This window comes from Frankia umida (genome assembly GCF_023242945.1).
Taxonomy (GTDB): domain Bacteria; phylum Actinomycetota; class Actinomycetes; order Frankiales; family Frankiaceae; genus Frankia; species Frankia umida.
Genome location: NZ_JALKFT010000004.1, coordinates 233825 through 246226 on the forward strand (window position 1 = coordinate 233825; position 12402 = coordinate 246226).

A 12402-nucleotide genomic window follows, 5' to 3' on the forward strand; every position below is an offset into this window, starting at 1 on the left:
ATCTCACTCTCCGTCGACGTGGACAGATGGACCTGCGTGAACGGCTGGACCTGCGTGAACGGCCGGGCCGGGGTGGACGGCCGGGCCAGCAGGAAGAAACGGACTGGTCTCGGAGGAAGGATCGGAGACGCCCCGGGCGGTCGGCAGGTGCGGGCGGGCCGGGAACGTGCGGGCCGTCGCGAGGATGGCCAGGACGTCGGTGGCCTCGTCCCGCACCTCGATCGTGGCGACCACGCCCCGCACCACGGCCGACCCGTTCCCGCCGGTCTCTCCCCCGGCCGCTTCTCCCCCGGCCACGCTGGCCGTCGCGACGGCGGGGCCGCGGCGGACCGGACGCAGGTACCGGATCCCCAACGACGCCAGCGTCGTGCCCGGCGGGGACACCCGCGGCGGCAACGAGAACAGCGCCTCCTCCATGAGCACCGGCACCAGCCCGCCGTTGAGCGTGCCGGCGGCGTTGGACATGTCCGGCCCCACCCGCATCGACACCACACCGGGCACGACCGGCTCGCAGCGCAGTCGGGTGGCGATCGGCTCGCGCAGCCGGCCCCGGAGGTGCCGCATCGAGTCCAGGGCCCACCCGCCGGGCGGCATCCGCAGTGCCGGGTCGGGCGCCGGGACGAAGATGCTGCTGCCGATGCCGAGCAGGCGGCCGTCCTCGCCGACGAAGTCGATCGCGGACACCAGGACCGTCTGGCCCGACTTGACGGTCCGGCCGATTCCCCGCACCGTCTGGCCGCCCGCCGGGATCTCCTGGAACAGGTGCACGTCGAGCGCGAGGGTGACGGGGACTCGTGGGGCGATCTCGCGCACCCCCAGCAGGCCGAGCACCACGTCCGCGAGGGCGGCCAGCGCCGAGGCCCGCAGCCATGGCGTGCCCGGCACGGCGAGCTCGGGGACCGCGGGCAGCAGACCGTGCAGCTCGTCGCCGACCTCCTCGACCGTCAGGGCGAGCTCGCCGATCACGTTCGAGGTCCCCTTGCCGGCGCCGGCCGTGCCCCGGCTCGCCGTCGTGCTCACCGCTGTGTCGTCACTGTCGGCCGTCCCGTCATCGCCATGTCGCCGCCGCTCGGCGGTCGCCCGCCTGGTCCCCGCCGCGCGGTCGCCGCTGTGTCGTCCTCGTCGGGCCGTCGTCGGGTGCGCGCGGCGCAGGCGCACGGCAGGCCGATCCGATGGGGCCGAACCCGTTCGACTCTAAGGTCAGCGATGAGGTCGATGTCGAGTTTGCCGCCTGCGGCGGGACCCGGCCAGGTGGCGACCGTGGGTTACCCGGGCCCCGGGGCGGGGAGTTCTCACGACCACCGGGCGACCGGGTTGTCGCACCGGGCCAGCCCTGTGGGCTGACCATCACGCCGGATCGGCCAGTTCATCGCGCGGGATCGGCCGACCTCCCCGTCGGCGTTGACATCGCTCGTTGCGGTGCGATGTCATAGGCGCGACGACCGGGGATCATGATTCGGCCGGAGCGACACCGTCCAGAACCCGCCGCAGCAGCGGTTGCCGCCCGTCCCTTTCGGCGCCGGAGACCCCTGTCAGCGATGGTCCGCGGACAGGCCGCAACGCCCGGGTCGCGACGCACCGGATATCGCCGGAACGGCTGTCGCAGGCATCCGACATCAACGGCACCCGGTGTCGCTGGCACCCGGTGTCGCTGGCACCTAATGTCAGGTGTCATCCGGACGTCGCCGCATCCGATCTGACTGAAGAGCCGGCCGACGCGTGGCCGGGCCGCGCCGGTCGCTGTGACGACCGACGGTCGCAGCAGGCGTCGAACGAACTGGAGGGTCTCCCATGGGCAAGCTTGATGGCAGGGTCGCATTCATCACCGGAGCCGCCCGCGGCCAGGGCCGCAGCCACGCGGTACGCCTCGCCCAGGAGGGCGCGGACATCGTCGCGGTCGACATCTGTGAGCAGATCGAGACCGTCACCTACCCGCTGGCCACGCCGGAGGACCTCGCCCAGACCGTCAAGGAGGTGGAGGCGCTCGGGCGCAGCATCGTCGCGGTCAGGGCCGACGTCCGCGAGCGCTCGCAGCTGCAGGCCGCCCTGGCCGAGGGGATCGCCCGCTTCGGCCGGCTCGACATCGTCCTCGCCAACGCCGGCATCTGCCCGTGGAAGGACATCACCCTGCTCAGCGGGTTCGTCGACGGCACCGACGTCGACCTGATCGGTGCGATGAACACCGTCGCGGTCAGCCTGCCGCACCTGAAGTCCGGCGCGTCGATCGTCATCACCGGCTCCACCGCCGGGATGATGAAGGGGACCACGGAGAACCTGGGCAACAGCGGTGGCGTCGGGTACGCGTGGGCCAAGCGGGTCATCTTCCAGTACACCCAGACCCTCGCGCTGCAGCTCGCGGCCAGCAGCATCCGGCTCAACGCCGTGCACCCCACCAACACCAACACCCACCTGCTGCAGAACGACGACATCTACAAGGCGTTCCGGCCCGACCTGGAGAACCCGACCCGCGAGGACGCGGAGCTGGCGTTCCCGGCCATGCAGGCGATGCCGATCCCCTACATCGAGCCGAGCGACGTCAGCGACCTGGTGCTCTTCCTCGTCTCCGACGAGTCGAAGTACATCACCGGGCAGAACTTCCGCATCGACGCCGGCGCCATGCTCAAGGGCGAGTCGGCGATCTGACCGGGCCAGCCATGACCACACCATCGTCCACCGGCAGCACGCCCGCGACCGCCAGCCCCACGCCCGCCGTGGAGCTCGACGGCCGGGTCGTGCTGGTCACCGGTGCCGCCCGCGGGCAGGGCCGGGCGATCAGCGAGCGGGTGGTGGCGGCCGGGGGCCGTGTCATCGCCGGTGACGTCCTGCCCGACGTGCACGAGCTTGCCGACGCCCTGCCGGACGCGGTTCATGCCGTCTCCCTCGACGTCACCGACGCGGCGGCCTGGGCGCAGGCCGTCCAGGGCGGCCTGGATCGCTTCGGACGTCTCGACGGTCTGGTCAACAACGCCGGTGTGCTGCGCCGCGAGTCCCTGGAGCGGGAGAACCCGGCCGACTTCGAGCGGGTGTGGCGGATCAACTGCCTCGGGCCGTTCCTCGGCCTGCAGGCGGTCGCCCCGCACCTGCGGGCCGCGGGCGCCGGGGCGATCGTGAACACCGTGTCGGCCGCGGCGGCCACCGCCTGGACGTTGCACAGTGCCTACTCCTCGTCGAAATGGGCGCTGCGCGGCCTCACCAAGGTCGCGGCCCTCGAGCTCGCCCCGTACGGCATCCGGGTCAACGCCGTGCTCCCCGGGCCGGTGCTGACCCCGATGGTCATCGGCGATGGCGACCCGGTGGCCGAGAAGCGGCTGGCCGCCACGCCGCTGGGCCGCGCCGGCCTGCCCACGGACATCGCGGAGCTCGTCGTCTTCCTGCTCTCCGACAGGGCCGCCTTCATCGCCGGCGCCGAGATCGCCATCGACGGCGGCCAGACCGCGGGCGTCGTCCTCACCCTGCCCGACCAGCAGTAGGCCGCTGACCGGCCAGAACACCTCGCCGGCCAGAACTGTCCGGACCGGCCGGAGCGCCTGACCACCAGGAGCGCTCCGGCCGGCTGCTGTGTTACCTCGCGGGCCGGGTGAGCTCGCTGGCGTTGTCGTGCATGATGCGCCGCCGGTCGTGCGCCGAGAAAGAGCCGAGGCCGCCGAGGAAGTCCTTCGGCTCGGCGAGCCCCTCGGCGTGCGGCCAGTCGGAGCCGAACAGGATCCGTTCGACCGGCAGGTGCACGGCGAGCTCCGCCACGTCGTCCTCGACGAACGGGGCGACCCAGCAGTGCTCGATGAACTGGTCGACCAGCGAGCCGGTGAACATCCCGGGATTCTGGCCCTGCATCACCTGCAGACCGTGCAGCAGTGGGCCGACCCAGGTGCCGCCGTTCTCGATGAACGCGATCCGCAGGTCGCCGAACCGCTCGAACAGGCCGTGGGCGACCAGGGCCGCGGCGAAGTCGTGCACGAGCCGATGCTTCATCAGCATCTTCAGGAACGGCACGTCCCGCGTGATCGCGTTCGTGTCGCCGCCGCGACTGGTCTCGTGGTAGCCCCAGCTCTGCGCGATCGCCGCCTCGACCTCCCGGTAGCCGTCGTCGAACCCGGCGTGCGGGGCGACGACGATCCCGGCCTCCTGGACCCGGGCCCAGAACGGGTCGAACCGCGGATCGGCGGGTGACCGGTAGCCCTCGGGGGTGAACACCGGGCCGTTGCGGATGCTCACCACCCGCGCGCCCCGCCCGACGCACCACTCCAGTTCGGTGACCGCCCGGTCCAGGTCGGACAGGGTCAGGAACGGCACGCCGAAGATCCGGTTCTGGTAGGCGAAGCCCCAGTCCTCCTCGAGCCACCGGTTGAACGCCCGCAGCACCTCGATGGACGCCTCGATGTCGGGCTGCATCGGACCTTCCACGCACACCGCGTGGGACGGGAACATCCAGACGGCGGCCAGGCCCTGTTCGTCCATGCGGCGCAGTCGGGCGTCCCGCTGGAACCAGTCGGGATGGTCCGCCGGTGCCTCGCAGGCCAGTTCCGCGCCGACCGAACCCTTGTCGCCGCGTCCACCGAAGTAGTCGTAGAGCGCGCCGGGACGGGGACGGGGATGCACGTCGCCCGGCCCGGGCAGGATCGGATGGGCCCGATCACCGAGGAGGTAGCGAATCTCGCCGTCTCGCTCGACGACCCGCAGTCCACGGTCGAGAAAAGCCGGATCGCGATGCCGGGTGAAGGCGTCGCTGGATTCCCAGTAGTGGTTGTCGGCGTCGAAAACTGCGGCTAATCCGGAAATGTCGGTCACGTCAAATGCCTTCTGCTGTCTGGTCGAACCGGATCGGTCGGATCTGCTGGATCGGTCGGACGGTCATTCGGTGCCGTGTCGCAGCAGCCGACCGGGAGTGGTCTGTGTGCATTCACCGTCGACAAAGGTGGTCGTGCCGTTCACCACGATCCGGTCATAGCCGGTGGCCTTCTGGATGAGCCGCCATTCACCGGCGGGATAGTCCCAGACCCGCTCGGCGGGAAGGCTGTCCACCGTGTCCGGGTCGTAGACGATGACGTCGGCGGGCGCGTCCTCGGCGAGGAAACCGCGGCCCTTGAGGCCCGCGGCCTGCGCCGGGTAGGCGGACAGCCGCCAGTGCGCCTGCTCCAGCGACATGATCTCGTGCTCGCGCACCCACAGGCCGAGCAGCTCGCTCGGGTAGCGGGCGGTGGTGACGAACTTGGTGTGCGCGCCGCCGTCGCTGACCCCGGGCAGCGAGACCGACCCGGTGGCGATCTCCTTCATGGCCTGCGGCGGCGTGCGCAGCAGCGGTGTGGCGAAGCCGACCCGCAGCTCACCGGCGACGGCCAGGTCGAGCATCGCGTCGATCGGGTGCTTGTTCTCCCGCGCGGCGATCTCGCCGATGGTGTAGCCCTCGTAGGTGTCCTTGAGCGTGCGGGCGTCCGCGACGTCGCTGGAGATCCAGTGGCACTTGATGTCGGCGAGCACGTAGCCGGCGCCGAACAGACCACCGCGCTCGGCGTGCACCTGCTTCATCTGCGCCCGGCGCCGCGGGTCGGCGAGCTTCACCCGCTTCTCGGCGATCGTGCCGATCAGCGCCTCCTTCCAGCAGGGAATCGCATCCGCCAGGTTGTAGTCCTCCAGGGTGAACTCGGAGGCGAAGTTGGTCGTGAGCGCCTGGGCGAAGACCCGCAGGCCCTCCTGCTCGTTGAGCTCGGTGAGGCGGGTCAGGGCGTCGCGGTGCGACATCTGCTGGCCGCCGTGCTGGTTGAGCGCGCCGTCGGCGAGCAGGGCGTTCCAGATGATCGGCCGCCCGCTCTCGCGGGCCATGAACGCCGCGGTCTCCAGCGGCGAGGTCACCTGCGCCACCCCGCGCCCGAGCGCGCCCAGGGCCTGGCTGAACGCCCGCAGGTCCCGTTCGCTCATCAGGTCGGTCACCATGGGGGTGCCGTCGTAGTCGAGCTGCACGTTGCCGACGTCCCCGAGGATCTGCGCCGACAGACCGCAGCCACCGACCTCCATCCCCTCGATCAGGAGCTTGCACATGAGCTGCAGCTCCTCGTCGGTGACGGGCCTGCCCTTGGCCACGTCCAGACCGACGACGTAGCCGTAGAGCGGGGCCAGCGGCACGAAGGACATCACGTTCACGCCCTTGGGCGTGCGCTCGACGCTGTCGAGGAACTCGGGGAAGGTCTCCCAGTCCCACGGCATGCCCTGGCGCATCGTCTCCATCGGGACGGCCTCGTTGCGCGACAGGCTGAGCATCGCCCGCTCACGGTCGACCGGCTTGCAGGGGGCGAAGCCGAACCCGCAGTTGCCGATGACGACGCTGGTGACACCGTGCCAGCCCGACATCGTGCACCACGGATCCCAGAACAGCTGGCTGTCGTAGTGGGTGTGCAGGTCCACCACGCCCGGTGCCACGACCCGGCCGGTGGCGTCGACGACCTCCGCGGCGTCGGAGGAACGCACCTTTCCGATGTGGACGATCTTCCCGCCGGCGATGGCGACATCCGCCCGATACCGCGGCGTCTGTAACCCGTCGATGACGGTTCCACCCTTGATGACCAGATCGTAGGTCGCCATTACACGGTCCTCCCTCAGGCCGTCGTGCAGGCCGTTATGAATTCGGTCTCACCATGGAGATTGCCTTGATAGTGAGTCCCGAAAATCATCCCGTCAAGGGAGTTCCCACGCTTCTCTGCCGAACCGGTCGAACACACTGGGGATCGATTCGACAACAGACCAGAACAGCCGCTGCCAGGCGGACGGGAATAGCAAGAAGCCGCTCTCGAAAACAGCGGAAAAAATACCCGGAGGAACCGGGAGGACACGGTGCCGGACCAACCGAAATCCCGCCCGGACCGTGCCCGCGGGTCGGTTTCGGAAAAGCCACCCGGTCAGCTCACAGTGTGGTCCTCCGGTTTCAGTCGAGCGGTCATCGCCCAGTAGTCGACGAGTCGCCAGGGGCACAGGACGTACACCCGGCCGTCGGCGGCCTTGTACCAGGAGTGCTCGATCGAGGGGTGGCCCCACATCAGCGTGCCGATCTCGGCCTGGAGATCCTCGGCGTAACGGGCGTAGGCCGTCGGTGTCGGTTCGATCGACCGCCGACCGCCGGCCAGCAGCGCCAGCGCGTCCCCGACGTAGCGCATCTGGCATTCGGTGAGGAAGATGACGCTGCCGGCGTGGGCGAGGCTGGTCGCCGGACCGCCGAGGATGAACAGGTTCGGGAAGTCCGGAACCGTGATGTTGAGGTAGCCCGCGGGTCGCCCCTGCCAGACGTCGGTCAGCGACACCCCGCCCCGGCCGACGATCTCCATCGGCCAGAGCACCTCGCTGGCCCGGAACCCGGTCGCCATGACGATGACGTCGACCTCGTGGCGTCCGGCGGTGGTGACGATGGCATCCGGTTCGACCCGCAGGATCTGGTCGTTGACCAGGTCGACGTGGGGGCGTCGCAGGCAGCGCAGCCAGCTGCCGTTGTCCTGCAGCATGCGCTTGGCCATCGGCGGGTAGTCGGGTGTGACCTTGCGGGCGAGGTCGGGATCGTCGCCGACCTGCTCGTCGATCCAGCGGACGAAGGCCTCCCGGCGGGTGGCGCTGAACGCGTTGGCGGTGCGCGGGAAGTCGGGCCACTCGGGGTCCACCCGGACCAGTTCCAGCAGCCGGTCGCTGGACTGCCACATCAGCATGAACCGGTACCACCGGCCGTAGCCGGGCAGGTGGCGCATCGCCCACCGCTCCCCCGGCCGGATCTGGTCGTGGTAGCGCGGGTTCGGCGCCATCCACTGCGGGGTCCGCTGGAAGACGGTGAGCCGCTCGACCTCGTCGACGACCGCCGGCCCGAGCTGGAACCCGCTGGCCCCGGCGCCGATCAGCGCCACCCGCCGGCCGCCCAGGTCGACCCGCTCATCCCACTGCGCCGAGTGGAACGCCGGGCCGGCGAAGTCGGCGAGCCCGGGGATGTCGGGGATCAGCGGTCGACTCAGCAGGCCGACCCCGCTGATCAGCGCACTCGCGGACGCCGTGTGCGTGGTGCCGTCCGCGGTGCGGTAGGTGACCTGCCAGCGCGCGCCGTCGTCGTCCCAGACGGCCCGCTCGACCTCACAACGCCAGCGGACGTGCGCACCGATGCCGTGCTCGTCAAAGCGGGCACGGAAGTAGCGGTACAGCTCGGGTTGGCGGGCGTAGTACTCGCTGAAGCTGTCGTTCGGACCGAACGAGTAGTTGTAGTAGTGGCTGGCGACGTCGACCCGGGCGCCCGGGTACCGGTTCTCGTACCAGGTTCCGCCGACGTCGGCGTTCTTCTCGAGGATCGTGAACGGGATACCGGCCTCCTTGAGCCGGATCCCGGCGAGCAGGCCGGACTCGCCGCAGCCGATGACGAGAACGCCGAACCCCGGGTCGAGCGGAACCTGCTCGGGGTCGGGCAGCCGGATCGCCCGTGGGTTGCGCCCCTCGAGATCCATCTCGTCGCGGTACATCGCCACGTAGTCGTCGGGCACCGGCTCGCAGGCGATCCAGTTCATGATCTCGTGTACCAGGGCGGGGTCGAGCTCCTTCGCCGGGGGGCAGCCGGCGTCCCGCCAGGACCGGATGACCGCCAGCGCGTCGCGGCGCAGCAGCGCCTTCTCGTCCTCGGTGAGCGCGCCCTGGAACTCGTTGTGCACCCACTGCCGGGGCCGGATCGGCCCGCGCACAGGGGCGGGGTCACCGGTGAGCCCGACGAGGACGGCGGTGAGCGCCGGAACCGAGACGTCCTCGAGCGCCGCCGCGATCTCGTCGTCTCCGTCAGTGACAGGTTCGACGTGCAGATGACCGTGCGCCATGAATGTCCTTCCACGCCAACCCGCAGATCCTTCGCTTGTGCACCGCACAGCGTCGTACGTGGCACTAATGGGTGTCAACGGCTACCGTGGCCCCATGCCGGTGACCACCCGACCCCTCGCGGAGGTGAAGCGGCAGGCAGCACTCGAGCATGTGCTCACCGCTGCTCGCCGGTACGTGATCGAGAACAGCGTCGACGCGACCATGGACCAGCTCGCCGAGGCGTCCGGGGTGAGCCGGCGCACGCTGTTCCGGCTCTTCGGTACGCGCGAGAAGCTCATCGCCAGCGCCTTCCAGGCCGCGATGACGCACTACCTGCGGTCGCTGCCACCTTTTCGCGGCGACGTCGACCAGTGGCTGCGGGCGACCTGTGATGCGGCCCACCGGATGAACGCCTCCATCGGCCCCGGCTACTGGGAGATGGCCGCCCGCACCGATCTGCCGCCGGACCTCGCCACGTTCCAGCTGTCCACCCGGCGCGGCTGGAACGACCGGATCCTCGAGATCGCCGCGACCCTGTGGCACGAACAGGGCCACCGCGGCCCTCCGCCCGACGCGCTGCTCACCACCGTGGGAGCCCATCTGAGCTCCCATTTCACCGCCGCCGTCATCATCGACGCCGGCCGCGACTGGCAGACCGCCAGCGCCCTGGCCCATGCCGCCATCACGGGAACCATCGGTTTCCTCTCGGCCCCGGGCCAGGTCACACAGCTCGACAACCCGGCAACGGCGGAGCAGGTTCCGGGAGACGCGCGCACCCATGACTGACTCCGGTCGCCTGGCTGACTCCGGTCGCCAGGACGCGACGTCCGGGCCGGCGGCGGCCGACCGCGGCGCGGGATGGGTGGCGTCGTGGTCGACGTCGATCGCCGGCCCGTTCGGCCCGCTCGCCCCGCCCGGCGCCGCGGTGGCGGCGTACATGCCGCAGCCCGACCTCTCCTTCGCCCTCACCCGCCCCGTCACCGACGGCGCCCGCGACCAGACCATCCGCATGATCGTCAAGCCGGACGTGTGGGGCGCCGTCGCCCGGGTGCGGCTGTCCAACGCGTTCGGCCCGAACGCCGTGACCTTCGGCGCCGCGTCGGTGGCATTACGGGAGTACCAGGCGAACCTGGTCGAGGGCACCTCGGTCGCCCTGACCTTCGAGGGCCGACCGGAGGTGACGATCCCGCCCGGCGAGCGCAGGTTCAGCGACCCGGTCGCCCTGCCGTTCGTCGACCGGATCACCCCACGCTGGCTGGCCGGTCGCGAGCTCGCGGTCAGCCTCGCGGTGCGCGGCGCGTCCGGGCCGATCAGTGCCCACTCCGACGGCCTGGTCACCGGCTATCTGAGCCCGCCGGGTTCGGGCGACCAGACCGGCGCGCCGGATGACCACGCCTACCCCTACACGATCAACTCGGTGCTGTTCGTCGAGGCCGTCGACATGTGGTTACCGGATGCCACCCTGGTGGTCTGTGCGTTCGGTGACTCCCTGACCGACGGCACGTTCTCCACCCACGGCGGGTACGACCGCTGGTCGAACGCGATGTCGCGCCGGTTGCACGCCGCGCTCGGCGACCGGGTGAGCGTGGTCAACCAGGGGATCGGTGGCAACGCGGTGGCCGCGGCGATGATCGGGCAGCCGGCGACGGTGCGGGTCCACCGGGACGTGCTCGGCCTGTCCGGGCTCGACGTGGTGGTCTGGCTCGAGGGGATCAACGATCTGGGGATCGGCCGGGGCACCCCGGGGCCCGTGCTGGCCGGCTACCGGCAGGTGGTCGACGTGCTGCACGACGCCGGGGTGCGGGTGGTCGGCGCGACGATCCCACCCGCGCTGGCCCCCGGTGGCACGCCGCCGGCGGACAGCCCGCTGCGGTCGGTCGGCGCGGAGCTGGCCGCCCACATCGGCGGCCACCAGGTGGACCGGTACCGCCGGGAACTCAACGAGTTCATCCTCACCAGCGGTGTCTTCGATGCCACCGCCGACCTGGCCGCCGCCGTGACCGACCCGGCCACCGGGACGCTGCCGGCGCCGTTCGTGCCCAGCAGCGCCGGTAGCGCCGGCGACTACCTGCATCCCAACCGGGCGGCCTACCAGGTCATGGGTCGGGTGGCCGCGGACGCGGTGCTCACCCTGGCGGCCACCAGGCGGTGAGCACCGCGCACGGACAGCGCCAGCCCCCACTGGCCGCAACCACAACCCCAGCAGGAGAATCCATGCAGCCTGACCTGATCGAGACCCAGCGCCGCGGCCGGAAGATCGCGCTGACCGGCGCGGAGGTCGACACACTGCTGACCGAGGAACGCATCTGCCGCGTCGCGACGCTGACCTCCTCGGGTGCCCCGCATCTGAGCCCGCTGTGGTTCGTCTGGGACGGCACGTCCCTGTGGCTCTACTCGATCGTGCGCAGCCAGCGCTGGACGGACGTGCGGCGCGACCCCCGGGCGGCCGTCGTCGTCGACGGTGGCGGCGGGTTCACCGAGCTGCACGGCGTGGAGCTGCGCGGCCGCTTCGAGCCGGTCGGCCCGGTCCCCCGCACCGGCGACGAGGACGCCCCCGAACTCGCCACGCCCGAGCGGCTGTTCGCCGCCAAGTACGGCGGCCGCCCCGACGGCTCGATGTTCCACGACGGCCGGCACGGCTGGCTGCGCCTGACCCCCGAGAAGGCGGCCTCCTGGGACCACCGCAAGCTCGGCCGATGACGATCCCCGCCACCCCGGTCGACTCCGCCCGTCCAACCGGGGTGGACGGGCCCCAGCCGGTCACCACGCACCGGCACGGCCGGACCCTGGTGATCCGGATCGACCGGGAGGCCAAACGCAACGCGCTCAACCCCGCCATCGCCGCGGGCATCGACCAGGCGATGAACGAGGTCGAGGATGATCCCGAGCTGTGGTGCGCCATCCTCACCGGCGGGCCGCGGATGTTCTCCGCCGGCGCCGATCTGAGGACCGGCGCCGGCGAACCGACCGAACGCGGTGGCCTGGTGGGGCTCATCCACCGGCAGCGGACCAAACCGCTGATCGCCGCGGTCGAGGGTTTCGCGCTCGGCGGCGGGGTCGAACTCGTGCTGTGCTGCGATCTGGTGGTCGCCGCCCGCGACGCACGGTTCGGCCTACCCGAGGTCAAGCGGGGCCTGATGCCCGACTTCGGCGGTGCCTTCCGGATCTCCCGGGTGCTGCCGCGCAACGTCGCCTTCGAGCTGCTCGCCACCGGGGACGACCTGTCCGCCGAACGGGCCGAACGTCTCGGCCTGGTCAACGTCCTCACCGAGCCCGGTGGGGCCCTCGAGGGCGCGCTCGCACTGGCCGAGCGGGTCAACGCCAACGCACCGCTGGCCGTGCGCGCGGCCCTGGGCATCGCCCGTCACGAGATCGCTCCCGACGAGACGGAGATCTGGGCCCGCAGCGACGCCGCCCACGCCGACCTCATGGGAACCGCCGATTTCCGCGAGGGCATCGACGCCTTCTTCGAACGCCGCCCCCCGGTCTGGAAGGCCCACTGAGCCGCACCCCCACCGGTCCGACAGGCAGCCAGCCCACCCAGGCAGCCCAATTGAAGGGATCTTCACGGAAGGCGGCATCATGCCACCGCCTCCTACGATC

Annotated in this window: 10 protein-coding genes; 6 read left to right on the forward strand and 4 right to left on the reverse strand. The window is 71.0% G+C overall.

Annotated elements, in window-relative coordinates; translation table 11 throughout:
- Window positions 1-3: 3 nt before the first annotated feature.
- Window positions 4-1020 (reverse strand): hotdog domain-containing protein, encoded by a 1017-nt coding sequence (locus MXD59_RS26870; protein WP_248823801.1) that lies wholly within the window; start codon window positions 1018-1020, stop codon window positions 4-6.
- Between the two features lie 771 nt (window positions 1021-1791).
- Here MXD59_RS26870 and MXD59_RS06180 point away from each other — a divergent pair.
- Together MXD59_RS06180 and MXD59_RS06185 are read left to right on the forward strand one after the other, a co-directional pair.
- Window positions 1792-2643, forward strand: a complete 852-nt coding sequence (locus MXD59_RS06180) for a mycofactocin-coupled SDR family oxidoreductase (RefSeq protein WP_248814631.1) — start codon at window positions 1792-1794, stop codon at window positions 2641-2643.
- 11 nt (window positions 2644-2654) lie between these two features.
- On the forward strand, window positions 2655-3470 hold the full coding sequence (locus MXD59_RS06185; protein WP_248823802.1) for an SDR family NAD(P)-dependent oxidoreductase: 816 nt from the start codon (window positions 2655-2657) through the stop codon (window positions 3468-3470).
- 91 nt (window positions 3471-3561) lie between these two features.
- Here MXD59_RS06185 and MXD59_RS06190 read toward each other — a convergent pair whose 3' ends face one another.
- From MXD59_RS06190 to MXD59_RS06200, 3 genes are all read right to left on the reverse strand, one after another.
- A complete protein-coding gene (locus tag MXD59_RS06190) occupies window positions 3562-4785 on the reverse strand; it encodes an amidohydrolase family protein (protein WP_248823803.1) in 1224 nt (407 codons plus the stop codon).
- Window positions 4786-4848: 63 nt separating this feature from the next.
- Window positions 4849-6573, reverse strand: a complete 1725-nt coding sequence (locus MXD59_RS06195) for an N-acyl-D-amino-acid deacylase family protein (RefSeq protein WP_248823804.1) — start codon at window positions 6571-6573, stop codon at window positions 4849-4851.
- 314 nt (window positions 6574-6887) lie between these two features.
- Window positions 6888-8819 carry a flavin-containing monooxygenase gene (locus MXD59_RS06200; RefSeq protein ID WP_248823805.1) on the reverse strand — a complete coding sequence of 644 codons (1932 nt, stop codon included), beginning with the start codon at window positions 8817-8819 and terminating at the stop codon, window positions 6888-6890.
- A gap of 94 nt (window positions 8820-8913) precedes the next feature.
- Between MXD59_RS06200 and MXD59_RS06205 the strand changes: the two genes are divergently transcribed.
- The 4 genes from MXD59_RS06205 (at window position 8914) to MXD59_RS06220 (ending at window position 12302) form a co-directional block, all read left to right on the forward strand.
- Window positions 8914-9585 (forward strand): TetR/AcrR family transcriptional regulator, encoded by a 672-nt coding sequence (locus tag MXD59_RS06205; RefSeq protein ID WP_248823806.1) that lies wholly within the window; start codon window positions 8914-8916, stop codon window positions 9583-9585.
- Window positions 9578-10951, forward strand: coding sequence for a GDSL-type esterase/lipase family protein (locus MXD59_RS06210; RefSeq protein ID WP_248823807.1), 1374 nt, complete (start codon window positions 9578-9580; stop codon window positions 10949-10951). Before MXD59_RS06205 ends, MXD59_RS06210 begins: the two co-directional genes overlap by 8 nt.
- A 77-nt stretch (window positions 10952-11028) precedes the next feature.
- Window positions 11029-11499: a pyridoxamine 5'-phosphate oxidase family protein gene (locus MXD59_RS06215; protein ID WP_248823861.1), complete on the forward strand. Its 471-nt coding sequence runs from the start codon at window positions 11029-11031 to the stop codon at window positions 11497-11499.
- Window positions 11496-12302 carry an enoyl-CoA hydratase-related protein gene (locus tag MXD59_RS06220; RefSeq protein WP_248823808.1) on the forward strand — a complete coding sequence of 269 codons (807 nt, stop codon included), beginning with the start codon at window positions 11496-11498 and terminating at the stop codon, window positions 12300-12302. Before MXD59_RS06215 ends, MXD59_RS06220 begins: the two co-directional genes overlap by 4 nt.
- The last annotated feature ends 100 nt before the right edge of the window (window positions 12303-12402 follow it).